Raw genomic sequence first — 26,316 nt, 5'->3', positions numbered from 1 at the left:
ACAGGTTACCCCACGATGTTTTCAACGGTCTTGCCGCGCTTGGCCGCTACAGACTCGGGAGACTGCATCGACTTCAGACCCTTGTATGTGGCCTGGACGACGTTAACCGGGTTAGTGGAACCGTAACACTTGGCCAGTACGTTATGCACACCGGCAGCTTCGAGGACGGCACGCATCGCGCCACCGGCGATGACGCCGGTACCTTCGGAAGCAGGCTGCATGAACACCTTGGAGGCGCCATGGGCAGCACGGACCGGATACTGCAAAGTCGAACCATTCAGATCCACCTGGATCATGTTACGACGTGCGGCTTCCATGGCTTTCTGGATCGCTGCAGGCACTTCACGTGCCTTGCCGCGACCGAAACCCACTCGACCATTACCGTCGCCAACCACCGTCAGTGCGGTGAAAGCGAAGATACGGCCACCTTTTACTACTTTGGCGACGCGATTAACCTGAACCAGTTTCTCGATATAACCTTCGTCGCGCTTCTGCTCGAAATTAGCCATAGCTCTACCCTTAGAATTCCAGCCCGCCTTCACGAGCGGCGTCGGCCAGCGCTTTCACGCGGCCATGATACTTGAAGCCGGAACGGTCGAAGGAGACCTGACTAATCCCAGCGGCCTTGGCGCGCTCGGCTACCAGGAGCCCGACTTTCTTGGCGGCTTCGACATTGCCAGTGCCGCTGTTGCGCAGGCTGGCATCCAGAGTGGATGCGCTGGCCAGTACTTTTGAACCGTCGGCAGAGATCACTTGCGCGTACATGTGCTGCGAAGAACGGTACACGCACAGACGTACGGCTTCCAGCTCGCGCTGCTTGAGACGCGAACGGCGAGCGCGACGGAGACGGATAACTTTTTTATCGCTCATTTTGCTATGCCCTACTTCTTCTTGGCTTCTTTACGACGCACGACCTCATCGGAGTAGCGTACACCCTTGCCCTTGTAAGGCTCGGGACGACGGAAATCACGAATTTCCGCGGCTACCTGACCGACCAGTTGCTTGTCGATACCTTTGATAATGATGTCAGTCTGACTCGGAGTTTCCGCAGAAACACCTTCAGGCAGCTGATAGTCGATCGGGTGGGAATAGCCCAGCGCCAGGGACAGAGTCTGACCCTTGGCCTGTGCCTTGTAACCCACACCAACCAGCTGCAGTTTGCGCTCGAAACCTTGGGTGACACCGGTAACCATGTTTTGTACCAGAGCACGAGTCGTGCCGGCCATGGCCATGTTTGGGCTGCCAGGACGCGCATTGAACTTCAATACGCCGTCTTCCTGAACAACTTCTACTGTCGAGTGGAGGTTCAGATCCAGAGAGCCCTTGGCGCCCTTGACTGAAAGTTCCTGACCGTTCAGCTTTATTTCTACGCCCTGCGGTAATTTGACAGGGTCTTTAGCGACGCGAGACATCGTAACCCCCTATCAGAATACGGTGCAAAGAACTTCGCCGCCGATACCGGCTGCGCGAGCGGCGCGATCAGTCATAACACCCTTATTGGTGGAGACGATCGATACACCCAGTCCACCCTTGACCTTTGGAATCTGGTCAACGGACTTGTACTGACGCAGGCCTGGACGGCTGATGCGCTTGAGATCTTCAATAACCGGCTTGCCTTCGAAGTACTTGAGGTCGATCGACAGCACAGGCTTGGAATCGCCCTGTACTTCGTAACCGGCAACATAGCCTTCTTCTTTAAGTACTTTGGCGACAGCCACCTTCAGCTTTGCCGCAGGCATGCTGACACTGGACTTTTCAGCCATCTGGGCATTACGGATGCGGGTCAGCATATCTGCTAACGGGTCCTGCATACTCATGGGCTTTCTGCTCCTGAAACTGAGTAATTGAGGTCTGGATTACCAGCTGGCCTTAACCAGACCGGGTACATCACCGCGCATCGCAGCTTCGCGCAACTTGATGCGCGACAAGCCGAACTTGCGGTACACGCCGTGTGGACGACCAGTCATGCGGCAGCGGTTACGCTGGCGGACAGGACTGGCATCACGCGGCAGTTTTTGTAGTGCCATCTGGGCGTTCCAACGATCCTCAACGGATGCGTTCAGATTGCCAACGATTGCTTTCAGTTCAGCACGCTTGGCAGCGAACTTGGCAACCGTACGAGCACGCTTGAGCTCGCGGTTCTTCATACTGACTTTTGCCATTACCTGACTCCTAGTTACGGAACGGGAAGTTGAACGCACGCAGCAGCGCACGACCTTCGTCGTCCGTCCGCGCAGTGGTAGTCAAAGTAATGTCCAGACCACGCAGGGCATCGATCTTGTCGTAATCGATTTCCGGGAAGATGATCTGCTCTTTGACACCCATGCTGTAATTGCCACGACCGTCGAACGACTTGCTGTTCAGGCCACGGAAATCGCGCACGCGGGGCAGAGAAATAGCCAACAGGCGATCCAGGAATTCGTACATCTGTTCACGGCGCAAGGTAACCTTGACACCGATCGGCCAGCCGTCACGAATCTTGAAACCGGCGATAGACTTGCGAGCATAGGTCACGATGCCTTTACGGCCAGTGATCTTTTCGAGGTCAGCCATTGCGTTTTCGATGACCTTCTTGTCGCCAACTGCCTCGCCAAGGCCCATGTTCAGGGTAATCTTGGTGAGCTTCGGTACTTCCATCACGTTCTGCAGGCCCAGTTCTTCCTTGAGCTTGGGAACGAGAGTAGTCCGGTAGTGTTCTTTCAATCTTGCCATGGTAAGCACCTAGATTCTCAAGCGTCGACGGATTTTTGCGTCGACTTGAAAATACGAACCTTCTTACCGTCTTCGACCTTGAAACCGACGCGGTCGGCCTTGCTGGTCTCGGCGTTGAAGATTGCCACGTTGGAGACGTGGATGGGCGCCTCCTTCTCAACGATACCGCCTTGCGAACCAGCCATGGGATTTGGCTTGGTGTGCCGCTTGATAATGTTGACGCCGGAAATTACCAGGCGAGAGTCAGCCAGGACCTTGAGGACCTTGCCGCGCTTACCTTTATCTTTACCGGCGATGACGATTACGTCGTCGTCACGTTTGATCTTTTGCATGACCGGGCTCCTTACAGCACTTCGGGCGCGAGGGATACGATCTTCATGAACTGCTCATTGCGCAGTTCACGCGTCACTGGCCCAAAGATGCGGGTACCGATCGGCTCATTCTTGGTGTTGAGCAGAACGGCTGCGTTGCCATCAAAACGGATCAGCGAACCGTCTGTACGGCGTACACCGTGTCGGGTACGCACGATGACCGCATTGAGCACCTGGCCTTTCTTTACTTTGCCGCGGGGAATCGCTTCCTTCACGGTCACTTTGATGATATCGCCAATGCCAGCGTAGCGGCGGTGAGAACCGCCCAGAACCTTGATACACATAACGCGACGTGCACCACTGTTGTCAGCCACATCCAGCATGGATTGAGTCTGAATCATAACTTTCTCCGACCCTTGAAAATTCCGCCAAGAAGCGCGGGCTTAAACTTGCGCCGCGCGCTCGTCGACCTGTACCAGGGTCCAGTTCTTGGTTTTGGCCAAGGGACGGGTTTCCCGAATAGTTACCAGATCACCGATGCGGCATTCGTTGTTCTCGTCATGTGCGTGCAGCTTGGTAGAGCGGCGCACGTACTTACCGTACAGCGGATGCTTTACCTGGCGCTCGATGAGCACAGTGACGGTCTTTTCCATCTTGTTGCTGACCACACGGCCAGTAACGGTACGAACTGTATTGGTCTCGGCCATGATCACTTACCACCTTTCTGGTTGAGCACGGTCTTGACTCGAGCGATGTCACGCTTGGCCTGCTTCAGCAGGTGGCTCTGACCGAGTTGACCGGTTGCCTTCTGCATGCGCAGATTGAACTGGTCACGCAGCAGGGTGAGCAGCTGCTCGTTGAGCTGCTCGGCAGATTTTTCACGAAGTTCTGTCGCTTTCATTACATCACCGTCCGCTTAACAAAGGTGGTAGCGAGAGGCAGCTTGGCAGCGGCAAGAGTAAATGCCTCGCGCGCCAGCTCTTCGGAAACACCTTCAATCTCATACAGGACCTTGCCAGGCTTGATCTGGGCTACCCAGTACTCGACGTTACCCTTACCTTTACCCATCCGCACTTCCAAAGGCTTCTTGGAAATCGGCTTATCCGGGAAGACACGGATCCAGATTTTACCGCCACGCTTAACATGACGAGTCAGGGCACGACGAGCGGCTTCAATCTGACGGGCAGTCAGACGACCGCGGCCGACGGCCTTGAGTCCAAATTCGCCAAAGCTCACTTTACTACCGCGATGCGCCAGGCCACGGTTGTGGCCGGTCATCTGCTTGCGGAACTTCGTACGCTTGGGTTGTAACATGTGCGTACCCCTTACTTAGCAGCTTTTTTCTTGGTCGCGACGGTTTTGGTTTCTTCAGGCTGACCACCAATGATCTCACCCTTGAAAATCCAAACCTTCACACCGATCACACCGTATGTGGTGTGGGCTTCATACGTTGCGTAGTCGATGTCGGCACGCAGAGTGTGCAACGGCACACGGCCTTCACGGTACCATTCGCTCCGGGCGATTTCGGCACCGCCGAGGCGGCCACCAACCTGGATCTTGATACCCTTGGCACCAATACGCATCGCGTTCTGTACGGCGCGCTTCATAGCACGACGGAACATCACACGGCGTTCCAGCTGCTGAGCAACGCTCTGTGCTACCAGGGCAGCGTCGAGTTCCGGCTTGCGGATCTCTTCGATGTTGATATGCACCGGCACGCCCATTTGCTGTGTCAGCTCCTGGCGCAGCTTCTCGACATCCTCGCCCTTCTTGCCAATCACGATGCCCGGACGGGCTGTGTGAATGGTGATCTTGGCGGTTTGAGCCGGACGCTGAATCTCAACGCGGCTGACCGAAGCGCTTTTCAGCTTCTTCTGAACGTACTCGCGTACTTTCAGATCAGTGTTCAGATAATCCGCGTATGTGCGGCCATCTGCATACCACACCGAAGTGTGCTGTTTAACAATACCGAGGCGAATGCCCGTCGGATGTACTTTCTGACCCATGATCGACTCCTACTTGTCAGCAACCTTGACCGTGATGTGGCAAGACCGCTTTACGATGCGATCAGCACGGCCTTTGGCACGTGGCATGATGCGCTTCAGAGAGCGACCTTCGTTGACAAACACGGTGGAGACCTTCAGGTCATCCACGTCCGCGCCATCGTTGTGCTCAGCGTTGGCAATAGCCGACTCGAGCACTTTCTTGATGACTTCAGCGGCCTTTTTGTTGCTGAAAGTCAGCAGATTCAGGGCCTCTTCGACTTTCTTCCCGCGGATCTGGTCAGCGACCAAGCGCGCTTTCTGGGCAGAGAGTCGGGCGCCTTTATGACTAGCGGCTACTTCCATCTTCTAACCCCTTAGCGCTTGGCTTTCTTGTCTGCTGCGTGACCACGGTAGGTACGCGTAGCAGAGAATTCGCCTAACTTGTGACCGACCATGTCTTCGGAAATGATTACCGGCACATGTTGACGACCGTTATGTACTGCGATGGTCAAACCAACCATCTGCGGCAGAATCATCGAACGGCGCGACCAGGTCTTGACTGGCTTGCGATCGTTCTTTTCAACTGCAACTTCGATCTTCTTTAACAGGTGAAGATCGATAAAAGGTCCTTTCTTCAGAGAACGCGGCACTGTCGTTTCCCCTCTAATTACTTGCTGCGACGACGGACAATCATCTTGTCAGTCCGCTTGTTTGACCGAGTCTTGGCACCCTTGGTCGGGAAGCCCCATGGCGACACCGGATGACGACCACCGGATGTCCGGCCTTCACCACCACCGTGCGGGTGATCAACCGGGTTCATGGCAACACCACGAACGGTCGGACGAACACCGCGCCAGCGCTTGGCACCAGCCTTACCCAGGGAACGCAGACTGTGCTCACCATTGGACACTTCGCCCATGGTTGCACGGCACTCACCAAGCACCTTGCGCATCTCGCCGGAACGCAGACGCACAGTTACATATGCGCCTTCACGCGCAACCAGCTGAACGGAAGCACCGGCACTGCGAGCTACCTGAGCGCCTTTACCTGGCTTCAGTTCGATCGCGTGGATAGTGCTACCCACTGGAATGTTGCGCAGCGGCAGCGTATTACCCGGCTTGATCGGCGCCTCGGCACCCGATACCAGCTGATCACCGGCAGTCACGCCTTTGGGGGCGATGATGTAGCGGCGCTCGCCGTCGGCATACTTGAGCAGAGCAATATGAGCGGTACGGTTTGGATCATATTCGATACGCTCAACGACAGCAGGAATGCCATCCTTGTTGCGACGAAAATCAACCATACGGTAGTGCTGCTTGTGACCGCCCCCACGATGACGCGTGGTGATACGGCCATTATTGTTACGACCACCTGACTTGCCTTGCTTCTCTAGCAAAGGCGCATACGGAGCACCTTTGTGCAGGTCAGCGTTCACGACCTTGACAACGAAGCGGCGGCCAGCGGAAGTAGGTTTACATTTTACAATTGCCATGATGTACCCCTTAACTTATTCAGCGCTGGCAAAATCGATGTCTTGACCGGGCTGAAGGCTTACATAGGCCTTTTTCCAGTCATTACGTTTGCCGAGGCCGCGTACGGTTCGCTTGGTCTTGCCTTTGACATTCAAGGTCGAAACGGTCTTGACCTTGACGTTGAACAGTTGCTCAACAGCCTTTTTGATTTCCAGCTTGGTCGCGGTGTTTTCCACCTTGAACACGAACTGGTTCTTGCTGTCAGCCAGCACGGTAGCCTTCTCGGATACATGCGGGCCAAGCAGTACTTTGAAAATGCGCTCTTGGTTCATCCCAGCATCTCCTCGAACTTCTTAACAGCAGGTACGGTAATCAGTACCTTGTCGTAAGCGATCAGGCTGACCGGATCCGAACCTTGAACATCGCGTACATCAACATGCGGCAGGTTGCGCGCAGCGAGATACAGGTTGGAATCAAGACTGTCAGTAACGATCAGCACGTTGTCCAGGTTCAGATCCTTGAGCTTGCCGACCAGTGTTTTGGTCTTCGGCGCATCAACGGAAAAATCCTCAACTACCACCAGGCGCTCAAGACGAACCAGCTCGGACAGAATGGAGCGCAAAGCACCGCGGTACATCTTACGGTTCAGCTTCTGCTCGTGATTCTGCGGACGTGCAGCGAAAGTGGTACCGCCCCCGCGCCAGATCGGGCTGCGGATAGTACCAGCACGGGCACGGCCTGTACCTTTCTGGCGGAACGGCTTCTTGCCACCACCGGAAACGTCGGAACGTGTCTTTTGCTGCTTGGTACCCTGACGACCACCAGCCATAAAGGCGACAACGGCTTGGTGAACCAGAGTCTCGTTAAATTCTGTGGCAAAGGTCAGATCGGAAACTTCGATCGCGTTTGCACCAGCTACATTCAAATTCATGGTAACTCCCCCTTAACCCTTGGCCTTGACAGCCGGGCGGACGACAACGTCGCTGCCGGGTGCGCCAGGTACCGCGCCCTTGATGAGCAGTAGGTTACGTTCGGCGTCAACGCGTACGATTTCCAGGGTCTGCACGGTCACTTGTTCAGCGCCCATGTGCCCGGCCATCTTTTTGCCCTTGAATACACGGCCCGGAGTTTGGCATTGGCCAATGGAACCTGGTACGCGGTGGGATACGGAGTTGCCGTGAGTAGCGTCTTGTCCACGGAAGTTCCAGCGCTTGATCGTACCGGCAAAGCCCTTACCCTTGGACTGACCGGTGACATCGACCTTCTGGCCCGCTTCAAAAATGCTGACAGTAATTTCAGCCCCAGCCTGGTACTCGGTATCGCCTTCCAGACGGAATTCGCATACCTGACGACCTGCTGCGGTGTTTGCCTTGGCAAAGTGTCCTGCCATCGGCTTGCTGACGCGCTTGGCGCGACGCTCGCCCACGGTGATCTGAACAGCTTGATAGCCATCCGAATCGAGGGATTTTACCTGGGTGATGCGGTTCGGCTCTACTTCTACAACCGTAACCGGAATGGAAACGCCATCTTCAGTGAAAACGCGGGTCATACCGCATTTCCGGCCGACTAAACCAATAGTCATCTTGTAACCTCATGAGTGCACGGGGCTATTACCCGCTATGGCCGCCCATTTCAGGGCGTTGCACGACTTATAGCCCCCGTCGTGTGGGGCTATCAGCCGAGGCTGATTTGAACCTCAACGCCAGCTGCCAGGTCCAGCTTCATCAGCGCATCGACAGTCTTGTCGGTAGGCTGAACGATATCCAGAACCCTTTTATGGGTGCGGATCTCGTACTGATCACGGGCATCTTTATTGACGTGCGGGGAAACCAGCACTGTAAAACGCTCTTTGCGCGTCGGCAAAGGTATCGGACCACGGACCTGAGCCCCAGTACGTTTCGCGGTATCCACGATTTCCTGGGTTGATTGATCTATCAGGCGGTGGTCAAAAGCCTTCAACCGAATACGAATCTGTTGGTTCTGCATTTGACCAGAAACTCCAAGCTTCAATTCTTCAGAGCACACCCCAAACTCGCGGGTAGGCCCATCCAAGGGAGGCGCAATTCTACTGACGCGCCTACCCAGTGTCAACCAAAATACAAAAGCCCCCGTTGAACGGGGGCTTTTGTTTATGGCTTCAGATTATCAGGCGATAATCTTGGCAACCACACCGGCACCAACGGTACGCCCGCCTTCGCGAATAGCGAAGCGCAGACCGTCTTCCATGGCGATCGGAGCGATCAGGGTAACAACCAACTTGACGTTGTCGCCCGGCATTACCATTTCAACACCTTCCGGCAATTCGCAGGAACCAGTCACGTCAGTTGTACGGAAGTAGAACTGCGGACGATAGCCCTTGAAGAACGGAGTGTGACGGCCGCCTTCGTCCTTGCCCAGAATGTACACTTCAGCTTCGAACTGGGTGTGCGGCTTGATGGTACCCGGCTTGGCCAGAACCTGACCACGCTCAACGTCTTCACGCTTGGTACCACGCAGCAGAACACCAACGTTCTCACCAGCGCGACCTTCGTCCAGCAGCTTGCGGAACATCTCGACACCCGTACAGGTAGTCTTGACAGTGTCCTTGATGCCGACGATTTCAACTTCTTCCTGGACCTTGATGATGCCGCGCTCAACACGACCAGTCACAACAGTACCGCGACCGGAAATGGAGAACACGTCTTCGATCGGCATCAGGAACGGCTTGTCGATGGCACGCTCAGGCTCAGGGATGTAGGCATCCAGAGTCTCAACCAGCTTACGTACGGCAGAAGTACCCATTTCGTTGCCGTCTTCGCCGTTCAGTGCCATCAGCGCGGAGCCGATGATGATCGGTGTGTCGTCGCCAGGGAAATCGTAGGCGCTCAGCAGATCGCGGACTTCCATTTCGACCAGCTCAAGCAGCTCTTCGTCATCGACCATGTCAGCCTTGTTCAGGAACACGACGATGTAAGGAACGCCAACCTGACGGGACAACAGGATGTGCTCACGAGTCTGCGGCATCGGGCCGTCAGCTGCGGAACAAACCAGGATAGCGCCGTCCATCTGGGCAGCACCGGTGATCATGTTCTTCACATAGTCAGCGTGACCAGGGCAGTCAACGTGCGCGTAGTGACGAGTCGGGGAATCGTATTCTACGTGCGAGGTGTTGATGGTGATACCGCGAGCCTTTTCTTCCGGCGCGTTATCGATCTGGTCGAAACCACGGGCGGCTCCGCCGTAGGCCTCAGCACAAACGCGAGTCAGTGCTGCGGTCAGTGTGGTTTTGCCATGGTCAACGTGGCCGATAGTGCCGACGTTGAGGTGCGGTTTTTTACGTTCAAATTTCTCTTTAGCCACGGTTCATAACCTCTGTAATTAGCTTAGGTGCAAGTTAGCCTTGCTTCTTGATGATTGCTTCGGCGATGTTGTTTGGGGCCTCGGCGTACTTCGAAAACTCCATGGAGTAGCTCGCACGCCCCTGGGACATGGAACGAACATCCGTGGCGTAGCCGAACATCTCACCAAGCGGAACCTCAGCGCGGATAACCTTACCGGAAGGGGAATCTTCCATACCCTGTACGAGACCGCGACGACGGTTCAAGTCGCCCATAACGTCACCCATGTAATCTTCCGGGGTGACAACTTCTACCTTCATGATCGGCTCGAGCAGAACCGCACCACCCTTCTGGGCCAACTGCTTGGTTGCCATGGATGCTGCGACCTTGAACGCCATTTCGTTCGAGTCGACATCATGATAGGAACCATCATAAAGGGTTGCTTTCAGGTTGAGCAGCGGATAACCGGCAAGAATACCGTTTTTCATCTGCTCTTCGATCCCCTTGTTCACCGCAGGGATATATTCGCGCGGGACAGAGCCGCCAACGGTTTCGTTGACGAAGATCAGGCCATCGCCTGCTTCTTCGGACGGCTCGAAGCGAATCCATACGTGACCGTACTGACCACGACCACCAGACTGACGGACAAACTTGCCCTCGATCTCGCACTTGTTGCGGATCGCTTCGCGATAAGCAACCTGCGGCTTACCAATGTTGGCTTCAACATTGAATTCGCGCTTCATGCGGTCGACCAGGATGTCCAGGTGCAGCTCGCCCATACCGGAGATGATGGTCTGGCCTGATTCTTCATCAGTGCGAACGCGGAATGAAGGATCTTCCTGAGCAAGTTTGCCCAGTGCGATACCCATCTTCTCCTGGTCAGCCTTGGTCTTCGGCTCTACCGCAACCGAGATCACCGGCTCAGGGAATTCCATGCGCTCAAGAACGATTGGATTCTCGATATCGCACAAGGTGTCACCAGTGGTGACGTCCTTCATGCCGATCAATGCCGCGATGTCGCCCGCACGGACTTCCTTGATCTCGTCACGCTGGTTGGCCTTCATCTGGACCATACGACCAACGCGCTCCTTCTTGCCCTTAACCGAGTTCATAACAGAGTCGCCCGAGCTCAGAACGCCCGAGTAGACACGTACGAAGGTCAGCGTACCAACGAAGGGGTCAGTAGCAATCTTGAAAGCCAGAGCAGAGAAAGGCTCTTCGTCACCGGAGTGACGCACGTCAGTTTTCTCGTCGTCATCGGGATGAACACCCTTGATCGCAGCCACCTCATCGGGAGCAGGCAGGAAGTCGATCACGGCGTCAAGAACCAGGGGCACACCCTTGTTCTTGAAAGATGAGCCGCAGACAGCCGGAACAATCTCACTGGCAAGCGTGCGCTGACGCAGACCGGCCTTGATTTCCTCGTCAGTCAACTCGCCGCCTTCCAGGTACTTGTTCATCAGCTCTTCGTTGGCTTCAGCTGCCGCCTCGATCATCTGTTCGCGGAACTTCTTGGCTTCGTCAAGCATCTCGGCAGGAATTTCTTCCTCACGCATGGTCATGCCCATGTCGTCTTCATTCCAGTAGATCGCCTTCATGCGAAGCAAATCGACCTGGCCGATGAAATTCTCTTCAGAACCAATAGCAAGCTGAATCGGCACCGGGGTATGACCCAGACGCTTCTTGATCTGTTCCACGACACGCAGGAAGTTGGCGCCCTGACGGTCCATCTTGTTCACGTAAACGATACGCGGAACACCGTACTTGTTGGCTTGACGCCATACGGTTTCGGACTGGGGCTCAACACCAGAGGTGCCGCAGAAAACCACGACAGCACCATCCAGAACGCGCAGTGAACGTTCCACCTCAATGGTGAAATCCACGTGACCGGGGGTGTCGATGATATTCACACGGTGCTTCTGGTATTGCTTCTCAGAACCCTGCCAGAAAGCTGTTACCGCAGCAGAAGTAATGGTAATACCACGCTCCTGCTCCTGAGCCATCCAGTCAGTTGTACTGGCACCGTCATGCGTCTCACCCATCTTGTGGTTGACGCCGGTGTAAAAAAGAATCCGTTCCGTGGTGGTTGTCTTGCCCGCATCGACGTGCGCGCAGATACCGATATTACGGTAAAGATTAAGCGGTGTTGTACGAGCCACGGTATTCTCCTGAGTCGTTTAGAAGCGGTAGTGAGAGAAGGCCTTGTTGGCTTCAGCCATACGGTGCACATCTTCACGCTTCTTGACCGCAGCGCCTTTGCCTTCAGAGGCATCGACCAGTTCGCCGGCCAGGCGCAGTGCCATGGATTTTTCGCCACGCTTCCGGGCAGCATCGACCAACCAGCGCATCGCCAGAGCGTTGCGACGGGAGGGACGCACTTCAACCGGAACCTGGTAGGTAGCACCACCTACGCGACGGGATTTAACTTCAACCAACGGTGCGATGGCATCCAGCGCGCGCTCGAACAGGTCTACCGGATCGTCGGTCTTGGTGCGATCCTTGACCTTGTCCAGTGCCCCGTACACGATGCGCTCAGCGACAGCTTTCTTGCCGCTTTCCATTACGTGGTTCATGAATTTCGCGAGAATCTGGCTGCCGTACTTAGGTTCAGGCAGGATCTCACGTTTTGCCGCTACACGACGTCTTGGCATGATAAGCCCTCAAAACGGTCTTCAGGTTAGCCCGGGATCATAACGTTAGCGTTACACCCGACCTTACTCTTATCGACTCAGGATAAATGAAATCAAAATTTACTTAGGACGCTTGGCGCCGTACTTCGAACGACCCTGACGACGATCCTTGACACCCGAGGTGTCCAGCGAACCGCGAACGGTGTGATAACGCACACCCGGCAAGTCTTTTACACGGCCGCCGCGGATCAGCACGACGCTGTGTTCCTGCAGGTTGTGACCTTCACCACCGATGTACGAAGAAACTTCGTAGCCATTGGTCAAACGGACACGGCAGACCTTACGCAGAGCCGAGTTCGGCTTCTTCGGCGTGGTGGTATATACGCGAGTACATACTCCACGACGCTGCGGACAGTTCTGCAGCGCTGGCACGTCGCTTTTTTCAGCAACGCGCTTGCGCGGCTTGCGAACCAGCTGGTTGATTGTTGCCATCTAGCAAAACTCCACTGATGTCTCTGGGACATATTTAATAAAAAATGGCAGGACAAGATGCCCCGCCAATTTTAGGGGTACGGAATTCTATAGAGCGCACCCCTTAGCGTCAAGGTCCCGGCGCCTGAGGCGCCGGGACACTTGTTAGTTGCCGCTCGAGTTCAACGCGTCGGAAAGTGCCTGTTCAACTTCACTGGCGCTTACCTTGACCGGCTTATCGACCTGGCGCTGACGCTTACGCTCAGCGTGATACGCCAGACCAGTACCGGCTGGAATCAAACGACCGACAACCACGTTTTCCTTCAGACCACGCAGATGATCGCTCTTGCCAGTGACGGCAGCCTCAGTCAGTACGCGGGTTGTCTCCTGGAAGGAGGCAGCAGAGATAAACGACTCGGTTGACAGCGATGCCTTGGTAATACCCAGCAGTACGCGCGCGTATTTGGCGGGGAACTTATCCTGAGCAATCAATGCCTCGTTCGCTTCCAGAACCTGAGTCAGCTCGACCTGGTCACCTTTGATGAAGCTCGAATCGCCGGACTCGGTGATTTCAACCTTACGCAACATCTGACGAATGGTTACTTCGATGTGCTTATCGTTGATCTTCACACCCTGCAGGCGGTACACGTCCTGGATCTCGTTAACGATGTACTTGGCCAGCGCACTGACACCCAGAAGACGCAGGATGTCATGCGGGTTGCTCGGTCCATCGGAGATAACCTCGCCCTTGGTAACCTGCTCACCTTCAAACACGTTCAGGTGACGCCACTTCGGAATCAGCTCCTCGTACGGATCGCTTCCGTCAGTAGGCGTAATGACCAAACGACGCTTGCCTTTGGTTTCCTTACCGAACGAAATGGTGCCACTGGTTTCGGCCAGGATCGAAGGCTCCTTCGGACGACGCGCTTCAAACAGGTCGGCAACCCGCGGCAGACCACCGGTGATGTCGCGGGTCTTGGACGTTTCCTGCGGAATACGTGCAACAACGTCGCCCACGTTCACCTTGGCGCCGTCGGTCAGGTTGACCAAGGCGTTCGGCGGCAGGAAGTACTGTGCCGGCACATCAGTGCCAGGCAGCATCAGTTCCTTGCCATTCTCGTCGACCAGTTTGATGGTCGGACGGATGTCCTTGCCAGACGCCGGGCGGTCCTTCGGATCCATCACTTCAATATTGGTCAGGCCGGTCAGCTCGTCGGTCTGACGCTTGATAGTGATGTTCTCGTCCATGCCGAAGAAGGCGACAGTACCGCTGATCTCCGTAACGATGGGGTGAGTGTGCGGATCCCACTTGGCGACGATGCGCCCTGCCTCAACCTGGTCACCTTCCTTGATGTTGATGAAGGCACCATAAGGTAGCTTGTAACGCTCGCGTTCACGGCCAAATTCATCCGCTACTGCCAGCTCGCCCGAACGCGATACCGCAACCAGCACGCCGTCAGCCCGCTCTACGTGCTTCAGGTTGTGCAGACGAACGGTACCGCCATTCTTGACCTGGACACTGTCCGCAGCAGAGGTCCGGCTAGCCGCACCACCAATGTGGAACGTACGCATGGTCAACTGGGTACCGGGCTCACCGATCGACTGAGCTGCGATAACACCGACCGCCTCACCAATGTTGATCAGGTGTCCACGCGCCAGATCGCGGCCGTAACAGGTACGGCATACGCCGTAACGCGTTTCACAGGCGATGGGCGAACGTACGATCACTTCGTCGACACTGTTCTGCTCGAGGAACTCGACCCACTGTTCGTCGATCAAGGTGCCGGCAGGCACGATGGTTTCTTCAGTTCCGGGGCGAACCACGTCACGGGCGATAGTACGGCCCAGTACGCGCTCACCCAGCGGCTCAACGATGTCGCCGCCTTCAATATGCGGCGCCATCAGGAGACCCTGATCGGTGCCACAGTCGGTTTCAGTGATAACCAGATCCTGGGCTACGTCGACCAGACGGCGGGTCAGATAACCGGAGTTCGCAGTCTTCAGTGCGGTATCCGCCAGACCCTTACGCGCACCGTGCGTGGAGATGAAGTACTGGAGTACGTTCAGACCTTCACGGAAGTTGGCGGTAATCGGCGTCTCGATGATGGAGCCATCCGGCTTAGCCATCAGACCCCGCATACCGGCCAGCTGACGGATCTGAGCCGGGGAACCCCGAGCGCCTGAGTCAGCCATCATGTACATCGAATTGAACGATTCCTGCTCGACCTCGTTACCCTCGCGATCGGTAACCATCGACGACTTCAGGTTGTCCATCATGGCCTTGGAAATTTCATCGTTGGCCTTGGACCACAAGTCGATGACCTTGTTGTACTTCTCGCCCTGGGTTACCAGACCGGAAGCATACTGATCTTCGATTTCCTTAACTTCTTCGGTGGCCTCATCGATGATCCGTGCCTTCTCATCCGGAATGACAAAGTCATTCACGCCGATGGATGCGCCGGAGATAGTCGAATAGGCGAAACCGGTATACATCAACTGGTCAGCGAAAATGACGGTTTCTTTCAAGCCGACAACCCGATAGCACTGGTTGATCAGCTTGGAAATCGCCTTCTTCTTCAACGGCTGATCGCAGAGCTCGAACGGAAGGCCTTTCGGCAGAATCTGGAACAACAGCGCGCGACCGACCGTGGTATCCACGATGCGCGTTTCAGTCGTCCAGCTTTCGTCCTTGTGCTTGATGGTCTCGCTGATACGCACCTTGACCATGGCATGCAGCTCGACCTGGCCGCTACGGTATGCCATCTCTACTTCGTTCACATCGGCAAACCGCATGCCCTCGCCCTTCGCGTTGATGCGCGAGCGAGTCATGTAATAAAGACCCAGTACCACGTCCTGAGACGGCACGATGATTGGGTCACCGCTGGCCGGGGACAGGATGTTGTTGGTCGACATCATCAGGGCGCGCGCTTCCAGCTGAGCCTCAAGGGTCAGCGGTACGTGCACAGCCATCTGGTCGCCGTCGAAGTCGGCGTTATACGCAGCACACACCAGCGGATGCAGCTGGATTGCCTTGCCTTCGATCAGGACGGGCTCGAAAGCCTGGATGCCCAGACGGTGCAGGGTCGGCGCGCGGTTCAGCAGTACCGGGTGCTCGCGGATAACCTCGGCGAGGATATCCCAGACCTCAGGCAGTTCGCGCTCGACCATCTTCTTCGCGGCTTTGATGGTGGTCGCCAGACCACGATGCTCGAGCTTGCCGAAAATGAATGGCTTGAACAGCTCGAGGGCCATCTTCTTGGGCAGACCGCACTGGTGCAAGCGCAGGGTCGGACCTACCACGATCACGGAACGACCGGAGTAGTCCACGCGCTTGCCAAGCAGGTTCTGACGGAAACGACCCTGCTTGCCCTTGATCATATCGGCAAGGGATTTCAGCGGACGCTTGTTGGTACCGGTGATAGCCCGGCCGCGACGACCGTTGTCCAGCAGCGCATCAACCGACTCCTGCAGCATGCGCTTTTCGTTGCGCACGATGATGTCCGGCGCCGACAGGTCCAGCAGACGCTTCAGACGGTTGTTACGGTTGATCACGCGGCGATACAGATCGTTCAGGTCGGAGGTCGCGAAGCGGCCACCATCCAGCGGAACCAGAGGACGCAGGTCCGGCGGCAGCACGGGAAGAACAGTCAGGACCATCCACTCAGGCTTGTTGCCGGAGCCGTCGAAGGCTTCCATCAACTTCAGCCGCTTGGACAGTTTCTTGATCTTGGTCTCGGATGTGGTTTGCGGGATTTCCTCGCGCAGGCGGGCAATCTCGTGCTCCAGATCCATTGCAGTCAGCAATTGGAAGACCGCTTCGGCACCCATGCGGGCATCGAAGTCATCGCCAAACTCTTCGAGCGCTTCGAAATACTGCTCGTCATTCAGCAGCTGCCCTTTTTCAAGGGTGGTCATGCCCGGCTCGATAACCACATAGCTCTCGAAATAGAGTACGCGCTCGATATCGCGCAGGGTCATGTCCAGCAGCAGGCCGATACGGGACGGCAGCGATTTCAGGAACCAGATATGCGCAACGGGCGATGCCAGTTCAATGTGACCCATGCGCTCACGACGCACCTTGGCCAAAGCGACTTCTACGCCACACTTTTCACAAATGACACCACGATGCTTGAGCCGCTTGTACTTTCCGCACAGGCACTCGTAGTCCTTCACCGGGCCAAAGATCTTGGCGCAGAAAAGGCCGTCACGCTCAGGCTTGAACGTACGGTAGTTGATGGTTTCCGGCTTTTTAACCTCGCCGTATGACCAGGACCGGATCATCTCCGGCGATGCCAAGCCGATCCGGATGGAATCGAACTCTTCAATCTGTCCCTGGGACTTGAGCAGGTTCAGTAAGTCTTTCAAGGCCTATACTCCTCGCAGTGTCTCGAGGGCGGAGCACTTCTCCGCCCGAGACGTGGGCAACCCGGGTTACTCGGTATCCAGTTCCATGTCGATGCCGAGTGAACGTATTTCTTTAACCAACACGTTGAAGGACTCGGGCATGCCCGGCTCCATACGGTGGTCACCGTCCACGATGTTCTTATACATCTTGGTACGGCCGTTCACGTCGTCAGACTTCACAGTCAACATTTCCTGCAAGGTGTAAGCGGCGCCATAGGCTTCCAGCGCCCACACTTCCATCTCACCGAAACGCTGACCACCGAACTGGGCCTTACCGCCCAACGGCTGCTGTGTTACCAGACTGTAAGACCCGGTAGAACGGGCGTGCATCTTGTCGTCGACCAGGTGGTTCAGCTTGAGCATGTACATATAGCCAACGGTGACCGGACGATCAAAAGTATTACCAGTCCGTCCGTCGTACAGCTTCATCTGACCCGAATCAGGCAGATCCGCAAGGCGTAGCATGGTCTTAATCTCATGCTCCTTGGCACCGTCAAACACGGCGGTAGCCATCGGCACACCCTGACGCAGGTTATTAGCCAGATCCAGAACTTCCTGGTCAGACAGAGAATCGAGATCCTCATTGCGTCCGCCAACCTGGTTGTAGATTTCATCAAGGAACTTCCGCAGATCTGCGATCTTGCGTTGTTCTTCAAGCATCAAGTTGATCTTCTCACCCAACCCCTTGGCCGCAAGGCCGAGGTGGGTTTCGAGGATCTGGCCCACGTTCATACGCGAAGGAACACCCAATGGGTTCAGCACCACGTCAACAGGCGTGCCGTTTTCGTCATGGGGCATGTCTTCAATAGGCATGATCACGGAGATAACACCCTTGTTACCGTGGCGACCTGCCATCTTGTCACCGGGCTGAATGCGACGCTTGATTGCCAGGTAAACCTTGACGATCTTCAGCACGCCAGGAGCCAGGTCATCGCCCTGCTGCAGCTTGCGCTTCTTGTCCTCGAACTTGTCGTCGACCAGCTTGCGACGGTCAGTCAGATAGGCCTGGGCCTTCTCCAGCTGCTCGTTCAGGCTGTCTTCGGTCATGCGTAGCTTGAACCACTGGCCACGCTCGATACCGTCGAGGATTTCGTCGTTCAGCACTGTGCCTTTCTTGAGCCCAGAGCCACCTTCTACCGACTGACCGTTCAACGCAGAGCGCAGGCGCTCGAATGTTGCGATTTCAACGATGCGGAACTCTTCCTGCAGATCCTTGCGAATCTCGTCGAGCTGCTCCTTTTCAATCGCCAGAGCACGCGTGTCGCGCTCAACACCGTCACGAATGAAGACCTGAACGTCGATAACTGTACCCTTGGTACCGGTCGGGACGCGCAGCGACGTGTCTTTAACATCGGACGCCTTCTCACCGAAGATGGCGCGCAACAGCTTCTCTTCCGGTGTTAGCTGGGTTTCACCTTTCGGCGTCACCTTACCGACCAGAATGTCACCAGGACCCACTTCAGCGCCGACATATACAATGCCCGCCTCGTCCAGCTTACCCAGCGCTGCTTCGCCCACGTTCGGGATGTCGGAAGTGATTTCCTCCGGCCCGAGCTTGGTATCGCGCGAAACGCAGGTCAGCTCCTGAATGTGGATCGTGGTGAAACGATCTTCCTGGACCACCCGCTCGGAGACCAGGATCGAGTCCTCGAAGTTGTAACCGTTCCAGGGCATGAACGCGACGCGCATGTTCTGACCCAGAGCCAGCTCGCCCATATCCACGGAAGAACCATCAGCCAGAATATCCTTGCGTGCAACCACGTCGCCTTTCTTCACCAGGGGACGCTGGTTGATGCAGGTGTTCTGGTTCGAGCGCGTGTACTTGGTCAACGCATAGATATCGACACCGGCTTCGCCCGCTTCGATTTCGTCCTCGGCCACACGAACAACGATACGGCTAGCGTCAACCGAATCGATGACACCGCCGCGACGGGCTGTCACACAGACGCCGGAGTCGCGCGCAACGTTGCGCTCCATGCCGGTACCCACGAGGGGTTTTTCGGCACGCAGGGTCGGTACCGCCTGACGCTGCATGTTCGAACCCATCAAGGCACGGTTAGCATCGTCATGCTCAAGGAACGGAATCAGCGACGCCGCCACCGACACAACCTGGCGCGGCGATACATCCATCAAGGTCACTTCGTTCGGAGTCTTGACGGTGAATTCGTTCATATGACGAACCGCTACCAGATCATCGGTCAGCTGGCCGTCTTCGACCTTGGCGCTGGCCTGTGCAATGACGTGATCGCCCTCTTCAATCGCGGAGAGGAAGACGATTTCATCAGTCACCTTGGCATCACGAACCCGGCGGAACGGACTTTCCAGAAAGCCATACTGGTTGGTACGGGCATAGGTAGCCAACGAGTTGATCAAGCCGATGTTCGGGCCTTCCGGCGTTTCGATCGGACATACACGACCGTAATGCGTCGGATGCACGTCACGTACTTCGAAACCTGCGCGCTCGCGCGTCAAACCACCCGGCCCAAGGGCCGATACACGGCGCTTGTGAGTGATTTCAGACAACGGGTTGTTCTGGTCCATGAACTGGGACAGCTGGCTGGAACCAAAGAACTCTTTAACGGCTGCTGCGACCGGCTTGGCGTTGATGAGATCCTGCGGCATCAAGCCTTCGCTTTCTGCCATGGACAGACGCTCTTTAACAGCACGTTCGACACGCACCAAACCCACACGGAACTGGTTTTCGGCCATCTCGCCGACCGAGCGGATGCGACGGTTACCCAGGTGATCGATGTCATCAACCACGCCTTTGCCGTTACGGATGCCGACCAGCGTCTTGAGGACTTCGATGATATCTTCCTTGCTGAGAACACCCGCGCCTTCGATCTCGTCACGGCCGATACGGCGGTTGAACTTCATACGACCAACCGCAGAGAGATCGTAACGATCACTGCTAAAGAACAGGTTGCTGAACAAGGTTTCCGCGGCGTCCTTGGTCGGCGGCTCGCCGGGGCGCATCATCCGGTAGATTTCGACAAGCGCTTCCAACTGGCTGGTCGTGTTGTCGATACGCAGCGTGTCGGAAATAAACGGGCCGCAGTCGATGTCATTGGTATACAGCGTCTCGACACGCGTCACCTGACCCTTGATCAACTTGGCGATGACTTCAGGCGTCACTTCGGTGTTGCACTCAACCAGAATCTCGCCCGTCGAAGGATGTGCGATGGTCTTGGCGATGGTACGGCCGATAATGTAATCAAACGGCACGGACAGGCTGGTGATACCGGCCTTTTCCAGCTGGTTGATGTGACGCGCGGTAACCCGGCGTCCTTTCTCGACGATTACCTTGCCCTTGTCATCCTGGATGTCAAAGGTAGCTATCTCGCCGCGCAAGCGCTGTGGAACCAGCTCCAGCTGAAGCTCTTCACCCTCGACAGAAAAGACGTTGGTCTCGTAGAAAATATCCAGCATTTCGTCGGTTTGATAGCCCAGCGCGCGCAGCAGAACAGTTGCTGGCAGCTTGCGACGACGGTCGATACGGACAAATACCGCGTCCTTGGGATCAAACTCGAAATCCAGCCATGAGCCGCGGTAAGGAATCACGCGGGCGGAGTACAGCAGTTTACCGGAGCTGTGTGTCTTGCCACGGTCGTGGTCGAAGAACACACCCGGGCTGCGGTGCAGCTGGGATACTATGACACGCTCGGTACCGTTGATGACAAAGGTACCGTTTTCGGTCATGACGGGGATTTCCCCCATGTACACTTCTTGTTCCTTGATGTCCTTGATCGCCTTGTTGGACGATTCACGATCAAAGATGATCAGCCGTACTTTTACGCGCAACGGGACCGCATAGGTCACGCCGCGGAGTACGCACTCCTTGACATCGAAAGCCGGGTCACCCAACCGGTAACCGACATATTCGAGCGCCGCATTACCGGAATAGCTGATAATGGGGAAGACAGATTTGAAGGCCGCGTGCAGACCGATATCGCGGACATTCTCTTTAGCCGTACCGGCCTGCAGAAATTCCCGGTAGGAATCCAGCTGAATCGCCAGTAGGTAAGGGACATCCATGACATGCGGCAGCTTGCCAAAGTCCTTGCGGATACGTTTTTTCTCAGTATATGAGTAAGCCATCAGCGTTCCCCAGCTTGGTCACCTGCTTGATTGGCTAGTCCTGACGGGCTAGCCTGAAAATGCGTGCAAGCCCTAAGTCTTGCTCACTCGCCTGGAGTGGATCCGCCTGCGGCATCGAAGCCGGTCAGAACGGAAAAAGGCCGGTGGCACACGGGCCACCAGCCATCAATCTGATTCAATAAATCAGACTGTCGACGCAAGGTCGCGCAAGCTTACTTGAGCTCAACCTTGGCGCCAGCGTCTTCCAGAGTCTTCTGAGCAGCCTCAGCTTCGTCCTTGGATACGCCTTCCTTGATCACGCCAGGTGCGCCGTCAACCAGTGCCTTGGCTTCTTTCAGGCCCAGACCTGTCAGCTCACGAACAGCCTTGATGACGTTAACCTTCTTGTCGCCAGCTTCCAGCAGCATGACGTTGAACTCGGTCTGCTCTTCAGCAGCAGCCGGGCCAGCAGCCGGACCAGCAGCAACAGCCGCAGCTGCAGAAACGCCGAACTTCTCTTCCATAGCGGAGATCAGTTCTACGACCTGCATGACGGACATTTCGGATACTGCGTTGATGATATCTTCGTTGGTAAGAGCCATGACTCTAATATTCCTGTATTGGGGATGGCTTTCAGGCCATCAAAACTTGTAAATCGAACGGAGAGTCCGAGCACGCATCAAGCGGCTTCGGCTTCCTTCTGATCGCGTACAGCAGCCAGGGTACGGACGAATTTGCTGGTGGCGCCTTGAATAACGCTCATCAACTGGCTGATAGCCTCGTCGTATGTTGGCAGTGTGGCCAGAATGTCGATTTGTTCAGCTGCAAGGAAGTTGCCTTCAAACGCTGCGGCCTTGATCTGGAACTTGTCCTGACCTTTTGCGAACTCCTTGAACATGCGGGCAGCGGCGCCCGGGTGCTCATTGGAGAATGCGATCAAAGTCGGACCGACAAAGACATCGTTCAAGCACTCGTACTGAGTACCTTCAACGGCACGACGCATCAGAGTGTTACGTACAACACGTACATAAACACCAGATTCGCGAGCTTCTTTGCGCAGACCAGTCATGGCAGCAACGCTTACACCGCGGGCATCAGCCACGACGGCAGACAGCGCACCTTTGGCAGCTTCGTTGACTTCAGCGACGATGGCCTTTTTGTCTTCGAGCTTAATTGCCACGGGTTTCACTCCTGGATTTACCATTTGCCACTCTTGCGAGCAGCCTGTTTTGGTGTCTGATCCAGCCTGCACTGAATCGGGAGCACCATCTGCGTAGGCTTGAAAGTTGTGCTTTCGGTTTAAGGCTTTCGCCGCCTACGGTCTTGGATAGCCCCCACTACGCAGGGACCCCAATATGTGGCGCGTCGCCAGGCGACGCGCCGTAAATCAGATTGCCAGCGACGCCTGGTCGATCTGGACGCCCGGACCCATGGTTGTGCTCAGGGAAACGCGCTTCAGATAAACACCTTTGGAAGTAGACGGCTTGGCCTTCTTCAGATCAGCCAGCAAGGCTTCAACGTTTTCTTTCAGCTTGGCAGCATCAAAGCCGACCTTACCTACTGAACAATGGATAATGCCGTTCTTGTCTGTACGGTAGCGGACCTGACCGGCTTTGGCGTTCTTGACTGCAGTACCAACATCAGCAGAAACCGTGCCTACTTTCGGGTTCGGCATCAGGCCGCGCGGACCGAGCAGCTGACCCAGCTGGCCTACTACGCGCATTGCGTCCGGCGACGCGATAACCACGTCATAATCCAGATTGCCGGCCTTCATGTCAGCCGCCAGGTCATCCATACCGACCTTGTCAGCACCCGCAGCAACAGCTGCTTCAGCATTAGCGCCCTGAGTGAACACAGCCACGCGAACCGTTTTGCCAGTACCATGCGGGAGCAATGTTGCACCGCGAACTACCTGGTCGGATTTACGCGGGTCAACGCCCAGATTGATCGAGACGTCGAACGACTCGACAAACTTCACGTTAGAAACTTCGGCCAGCAAAGTGGCGGCTTCTTCAAAGCCATAAACCTTGTTGGCCTCAACCTTTTCGGCAATAGCCTTCTGACGCTTAGTCAACTTAGCCATTTACACACCCTCCACGGTAAGGCCCATGCTGCGAGCGGAACCTGCGATGGTGCGTACGGCAGCATCAAGGTCGGCGGCAGTCAGATCAGCTTGCTTGGTCTTGGCGATTTCTTCGAGTTGAGCGCGGGTTACAGTGCCAACTTTCTGAGTGTTGGGGCGTGCGGAACCGCCCTTAACGCCAGCGGCCTTCAGCAGCAGTACCGCTGCCGGCGTGCTCTTGGTCTCGAATGTAAAGCTGCGATCGCTGTAAACAGTGATAATCACGGGAGTCGGCAGACCGGGCTCCTGGCCCTGGGTCTTGGCGTTGAACGCCTTACAGAATTCCATGATGTTTACGCCGTGCTGACCCAGCGCCGGACCTACCGGCGGACTTGGGTTAGCCTGACCGGCTTTGACTTGCAGCTTGATGTAAGCTTGAATCTTCTTTGCCATGTTTCTTCTCCAGAGGGTGCTAGCGCCTCGCGGCTCCCCTATTGACTATATTCCCCACTGACAACAAAACCCCGCAACGCCTAAGGCAGTGCAGGGTTCAGGGGGATGTATCAATTCAGCCCTTTTCGACCTGGCTGAATTCCAGCTCCACAGGCGTGGGGCGACCAAATATGAGAACAGCTACCTGAACCCGGCTCTTCTCATAGTTAACTTCTTCGACAACACCATTGAAATCCGCAAAAGGCCCGTCGGTAACGCGAACAACCTCACCCGGCTCAAACAGTGTTTTGGGTTTAGGCTTGTCGGTCCCTTCCGACACGCGACGCAGAATGGCTTCAGCTTCACGATCTGTGATCGGAGCGGGCTTGTCAGCGGTTCCGCCGATGAACCCCAACACACGTGACGTATCTTTAACCAAGTGCCACGTTCCCTCGTTCATTTCCATTTGAACAAGTACGTAACCAGGAAAGAACTTCCGCTCACTCTTGCGTTTCTGGCCATTGCGCATTTCCACCACTTCTTCAGTGGGCACCAGAATTTCGCCGAACTGGTCTTCCATTCCGGCCAGCTTCACACGCTCGATCAACGAACGCATGACATGCTTTTCGAAGCCCGAATAGGCATGCACAACGTACCAACGCTTAGACACGGATCACCTTTAACCAATAAACTGAGAAATGATCCAACCCAGAAGGGTGTCGAGACCCCACAGGATCAGCGCCATCACCAACACCACCGCCACAACAATCAGTGTTGTCTGTGTGGTTTCGGGACGGGTTGGCCAGACGACTTTACGAATTTCGATGCGCGCTTCTTTAACAAGCGCCCAGAAGGACTTTCCTCTAGCGGTCTGCAAGGCAACGAAGCCTGCGACCAGCCCAAGTACTACCAACGCCACGGCACGATACAAGACAGGTTCAGAGGCAAAATAATGGTTACCATAAACCCCAGCCAAGACCACTATGGCCACGATAATCCACTTGACTACATCTAAGCGATTATCGTGAAGCTCTGCTCTGGTGCTCATGAATCATCAAATCCTGTCTTGGTAGCCAAAGCCAGATTAAATCTGGCAGGCCAGGAGGGAATCGAACCCCCAACCTGCGGTTTTGGAGACCGCCGCTCTGCCAATTGAGCTACTGGCCTGTAATCGCAGTCGAGCCGGCAATAGTACCGGCTCAACTGTTCAAGATCAATTGCTAATTAAACAATAATCTTGGCAACCACGCCGGCACCAACGGTACGTCCGCCTTCGCGAATAGCGAAACGCAGGCCGTCTTCCATGGCGATCGGAGCGATCAGGGTAACAACCAACTTGACGTTGTCGCCCGGCATTACCATCTCAACACCTTCCGGCAATTCGCAGGAACCAGTCACGTCAGTTGTACGGAAGTAGAACTGCGGACGATAGCCCTTGAAGAACGGAGTGTGGCGACCGCCTTCGTCCTTGCCCAGAATGTACACTTCAGCTTCGAACTGAGTGTGCGGCTTGATAGTGCCCGGCTTGGCCAGAACCTGGCCACGCTCAACGTCTTCACGCTTGGTACCGCGCAGCAGAACACCAACGTTCTCACCGGCACGGCCTTCGTCAAGCAGCTTGCGGAACATCTCGACACCCGTACAGGTAGTCTTGACAGTGTCCTTGATGCCGACGATTTCAACTTCTTCCTGGACCTTGATGATGCCGCGCTCAACACGACCAGTCACAACAGTACCGCGACCGGAAATGGAGAACACGTCTTCGATCGGCATCAGGAAGGGCTTGTCAATGGCACGCTCAGGCTCAGGAATATAGGAATCCAGAGTCTCGACCAGCTTCTTGACAGCAGTAGTACCCATTTCGTTGCCGTCTTCGCCGTTCAGAGCCATCAGCGCGGAGCCGATGATGATCGGCGTATCGTCGCCAGGGAATTCATAAGCGCTCAGCAGGTCGCGGACTTCCATCTCGACCAGCTCCAGCAGCTCTTCGTCATCGACCATGTCGGCTTTGTTCAGGAACACGACGATGTACGGAACACCAACCTGACGGGAGAGCAGGATGTGTTCGCGAGTCTGCGGCATCGGGCCGTCAGCTGCGGAACATACCAGGATTGCACCATCCATCTGGGCAGCACCGGTGATCATGTTCTTCACATAGTCAGCGTGACCAGGGCAGTCAACGTGCGCGTAGTGACGAGTCGGAGAATCGTACTCTACGTGCGAGGTGTTGATGGTGATACCGCGCGCCTTTTCTTCAGGGGCGTTATCGATCTGGTCGTAACCCTTGGAAGAACCGCCACTACCGAAGACCTCAGCACAAACGCGAGTCAGTGCGGCGGTCAAAGTGGTTTTGCCATGGTCAACGTGGCCGATAGTGCCCACGTTCAGGTGCGGTTTTTTACGTTCGAACTTCTCTTTAGCCATCGAGAGATCCCCTATTCCT

General features: G+C 55.7%; 32 protein-coding genes and 1 tRNA gene. All 33 read right to left on the bottom strand.

Annotated features, from left to right (window positions below; translation table 11 throughout):
* Window positions 1–5: 5 nt before the first annotated feature.
* The 33 genes from rpsE to tuf (HG264_RS15070) all read right to left on the bottom strand — a co-directional run bounded on the left by rpsE (window position 6) and on the right by tuf (HG264_RS15070) (window position 26,297).
* On the bottom strand, window positions 6–509 hold the full coding sequence (gene rpsE / locus HG264_RS15230) for a 30S ribosomal protein S5 (protein WP_169408408.1): 504 nt from the start codon (window positions 507–509) through the stop codon (window positions 6–8).
* 10 nt (window positions 510–519) lie between these two features.
* The gene (gene rplR / locus HG264_RS15225; RefSeq protein ID WP_169408407.1) at window positions 520–870 is read right to left on the bottom strand and encodes a 50S ribosomal protein L18; all 351 of its coding nucleotides are present in this window, start codon (window positions 868–870) and stop codon (window positions 520–522) included.
* An 11-nt stretch (window positions 871–881) separates the two neighbouring features.
* Window positions 882–1,412 (bottom strand): 50S ribosomal protein L6, encoded by a 531-nt coding sequence (gene rplF / locus HG264_RS15220; protein WP_169408406.1) that lies wholly within the window; start codon window positions 1,410–1,412, stop codon window positions 882–884.
* Between the two features lie 12 nt (window positions 1,413–1,424).
* Window positions 1,425–1,817 carry a 30S ribosomal protein S8 gene (rpsH, locus tag HG264_RS15215; RefSeq protein ID WP_169408405.1) on the bottom strand — a complete coding sequence of 131 codons (393 nt, stop codon included), beginning with the start codon at window positions 1,815–1,817 and terminating at the stop codon, window positions 1,425–1,427.
* Between the two features lie 39 nt (window positions 1,818–1,856).
* A complete protein-coding gene (gene rpsN, locus HG264_RS15210) occupies window positions 1,857–2,162 on the bottom strand; it encodes a 30S ribosomal protein S14 (protein ID WP_169408404.1) in 306 nt (101 codons plus the stop codon).
* A gap of 10 nt (window positions 2,163–2,172) precedes the next feature.
* Complete coding sequence (gene rplE, locus HG264_RS15205; protein ID WP_169408403.1) at window positions 2,173–2,712, bottom strand: 50S ribosomal protein L5; 540 nt, start codon at window positions 2,710–2,712, stop codon at window positions 2,173–2,175.
* Between the two features lie 17 nt (window positions 2,713–2,729).
* Window positions 2,730–3,044 (bottom strand): 50S ribosomal protein L24, encoded by a 315-nt coding sequence (gene rplX / locus HG264_RS15200; RefSeq protein ID WP_169408402.1) that lies wholly within the window; start codon window positions 3,042–3,044, stop codon window positions 2,730–2,732.
* An 11-nt stretch (window positions 3,045–3,055) separates the two neighbouring features.
* The gene (gene rplN, locus HG264_RS15195) at window positions 3,056–3,424 is read right to left on the bottom strand and encodes a 50S ribosomal protein L14 (RefSeq protein WP_083728633.1); all 369 of its coding nucleotides are present in this window, start codon (window positions 3,422–3,424) and stop codon (window positions 3,056–3,058) included.
* A gap of 42 nt (window positions 3,425–3,466) precedes the next feature.
* A complete protein-coding gene (gene rpsQ / locus HG264_RS15190; protein WP_150302320.1) occupies window positions 3,467–3,730 on the bottom strand; it encodes a 30S ribosomal protein S17 in 264 nt (87 codons plus the stop codon).
* A gap of 2 nt (window positions 3,731–3,732) precedes the next feature.
* Window positions 3,733–3,924 carry a 50S ribosomal protein L29 gene (rpmC, locus tag HG264_RS15185; protein ID WP_150302319.1) on the bottom strand — a complete coding sequence of 64 codons (192 nt, stop codon included), beginning with the start codon at window positions 3,922–3,924 and terminating at the stop codon, window positions 3,733–3,735.
* Complete coding sequence (rplP, locus tag HG264_RS15180) at window positions 3,924–4,337, bottom strand: 50S ribosomal protein L16 (protein WP_150302318.1); 414 nt, start codon at window positions 4,335–4,337, stop codon at window positions 3,924–3,926. Before rplP ends, rpmC begins: the two co-directional genes overlap by 1 nt.
* 11 nt (window positions 4,338–4,348) lie before the next feature.
* Complete coding sequence (rpsC, locus tag HG264_RS15175) at window positions 4,349–5,029, bottom strand: 30S ribosomal protein S3 (RefSeq protein WP_169408401.1); 681 nt, start codon at window positions 5,027–5,029, stop codon at window positions 4,349–4,351.
* 9 nt (window positions 5,030–5,038) lie between these two features.
* Window positions 5,039–5,371, bottom strand: a complete 333-nt coding sequence (gene rplV / locus HG264_RS15170) for a 50S ribosomal protein L22 (RefSeq protein WP_169408400.1) — start codon at window positions 5,369–5,371, stop codon at window positions 5,039–5,041.
* An 11-nt stretch (window positions 5,372–5,382) separates the two neighbouring features.
* The gene (gene rpsS / locus HG264_RS15165) at window positions 5,383–5,658 is read right to left on the bottom strand and encodes a 30S ribosomal protein S19 (protein WP_169408399.1); all 276 of its coding nucleotides are present in this window, start codon (window positions 5,656–5,658) and stop codon (window positions 5,383–5,385) included.
* Between the two features lie 17 nt (window positions 5,659–5,675).
* Window positions 5,676–6,500, bottom strand: coding sequence for a 50S ribosomal protein L2 (rplB, locus tag HG264_RS15160; RefSeq protein ID WP_150302314.1), 825 nt, complete (start codon window positions 6,498–6,500; stop codon window positions 5,676–5,678).
* Window positions 6,501–6,515: 15 nt separating this feature from the next.
* Window positions 6,516–6,812 carry a 50S ribosomal protein L23 gene (gene rplW / locus HG264_RS15155; protein ID WP_150302313.1) on the bottom strand — a complete coding sequence of 99 codons (297 nt, stop codon included), beginning with the start codon at window positions 6,810–6,812 and terminating at the stop codon, window positions 6,516–6,518.
* Window positions 6,809–7,411: a 50S ribosomal protein L4 gene (gene rplD, locus HG264_RS15150; RefSeq protein WP_169408398.1), complete on the bottom strand. Its 603-nt coding sequence runs from the start codon at window positions 7,409–7,411 to the stop codon at window positions 6,809–6,811. The genes rplW and rplD overlap by 4 nt, the downstream gene beginning before the upstream one ends.
* Before the next feature lie 12 nt (window positions 7,412–7,423).
* Window positions 7,424–8,062, bottom strand: a complete 639-nt coding sequence (gene rplC / locus HG264_RS15145; RefSeq protein WP_150302311.1) for a 50S ribosomal protein L3 — start codon at window positions 8,060–8,062, stop codon at window positions 7,424–7,426.
* Window positions 8,063–8,154: 92 nt separating this feature from the next.
* Complete coding sequence (rpsJ, locus tag HG264_RS15140; RefSeq protein ID WP_028614853.1) at window positions 8,155–8,466, bottom strand: 30S ribosomal protein S10; 312 nt, start codon at window positions 8,464–8,466, stop codon at window positions 8,155–8,157.
* A gap of 159 nt (window positions 8,467–8,625) precedes the next feature.
* Entirely contained in the window at window positions 8,626–9,819 is a 1,194-nt protein-coding gene (gene tuf, locus HG264_RS15135) for an elongation factor Tu (RefSeq protein WP_169408397.1), read from the bottom strand.
* 34 nt (window positions 9,820–9,853) lie between these two features.
* Complete coding sequence (gene fusA / locus HG264_RS15130; protein WP_169408396.1) at window positions 9,854–11,956, bottom strand: elongation factor G; 2,103 nt, start codon at window positions 11,954–11,956, stop codon at window positions 9,854–9,856.
* Window positions 11,957–11,974: 18 nt separating this feature from the next.
* The gene (gene rpsG, locus HG264_RS15125; protein ID WP_150302404.1) at window positions 11,975–12,448 is read right to left on the bottom strand and encodes a 30S ribosomal protein S7; all 474 of its coding nucleotides are present in this window, start codon (window positions 12,446–12,448) and stop codon (window positions 11,975–11,977) included.
* Window positions 12,449–12,547: 99 nt separating this feature from the next.
* Entirely contained in the window at window positions 12,548–12,919 is a 372-nt protein-coding gene (rpsL, locus tag HG264_RS15120; protein WP_022964798.1) for a 30S ribosomal protein S12, read from the bottom strand.
* A 144-nt stretch (window positions 12,920–13,063) separates the two neighbouring features.
* A complete protein-coding gene (gene rpoC, locus HG264_RS15115) occupies window positions 13,064–17,263 on the bottom strand; it encodes a DNA-directed RNA polymerase subunit beta' (RefSeq protein ID WP_169408395.1) in 4,200 nt (1,399 codons plus the stop codon).
* A 66-nt stretch (window positions 17,264–17,329) separates the two neighbouring features.
* Window positions 17,330–21,400 (bottom strand): DNA-directed RNA polymerase subunit beta, encoded by a 4,071-nt coding sequence (gene rpoB, locus HG264_RS15110; protein ID WP_169408394.1) that lies wholly within the window; start codon window positions 21,398–21,400, stop codon window positions 17,330–17,332.
* 212 nt (window positions 21,401–21,612) lie between these two features.
* On the bottom strand, window positions 21,613–21,981 hold the full coding sequence (gene rplL / locus HG264_RS15105) for a 50S ribosomal protein L7/L12 (protein WP_169408393.1): 369 nt from the start codon (window positions 21,979–21,981) through the stop codon (window positions 21,613–21,615).
* Between the two features lie 77 nt (window positions 21,982–22,058).
* Entirely contained in the window at window positions 22,059–22,559 is a 501-nt protein-coding gene (gene rplJ, locus HG264_RS15100) for a 50S ribosomal protein L10 (RefSeq protein WP_169409163.1), read from the bottom strand.
* 207 nt (window positions 22,560–22,766) lie between these two features.
* Entirely contained in the window at window positions 22,767–23,462 is a 696-nt protein-coding gene (rplA, locus tag HG264_RS15095; protein ID WP_169408392.1) for a 50S ribosomal protein L1, read from the bottom strand.
* Entirely contained in the window at window positions 23,463–23,894 is a 432-nt protein-coding gene (gene rplK, locus HG264_RS15090; RefSeq protein ID WP_169408391.1) for a 50S ribosomal protein L11, read from the bottom strand.
* A 115-nt stretch (window positions 23,895–24,009) separates the two neighbouring features.
* Complete coding sequence (gene nusG / locus HG264_RS15085) at window positions 24,010–24,543, bottom strand: transcription termination/antitermination protein NusG (RefSeq protein ID WP_169408390.1); 534 nt, start codon at window positions 24,541–24,543, stop codon at window positions 24,010–24,012.
* A gap of 9 nt (window positions 24,544–24,552) precedes the next feature.
* A complete protein-coding gene (secE, locus tag HG264_RS15080; protein WP_169408389.1) occupies window positions 24,553–24,921 on the bottom strand; it encodes a preprotein translocase subunit SecE in 369 nt (122 codons plus the stop codon).
* Between the two features lie 43 nt (window positions 24,922–24,964).
* Window positions 24,965–25,040: transfer RNA gene (locus tag HG264_RS15075), tRNA-Trp, on the bottom strand.
* 57 nt (window positions 25,041–25,097) lie between these two features.
* Window positions 25,098–26,297 (bottom strand): elongation factor Tu, encoded by a 1,200-nt coding sequence (gene tuf, locus HG264_RS15070; protein WP_169408388.1) that lies wholly within the window; start codon window positions 26,295–26,297, stop codon window positions 25,098–25,100.
* Between the last annotated feature and the right edge of the window lie 19 nt (window positions 26,298–26,316).

It is taken from the genome of Pseudomonas sp. gcc21 (assembly GCF_012844345.1).
Lineage (GTDB): Bacteria > Pseudomonadota > Gammaproteobacteria > Pseudomonadales > Pseudomonadaceae > Halopseudomonas.
Note: the sequence above shows the minus strand (reverse complement) of the source record. Positions and strands in the feature narration are given on the sequence as shown.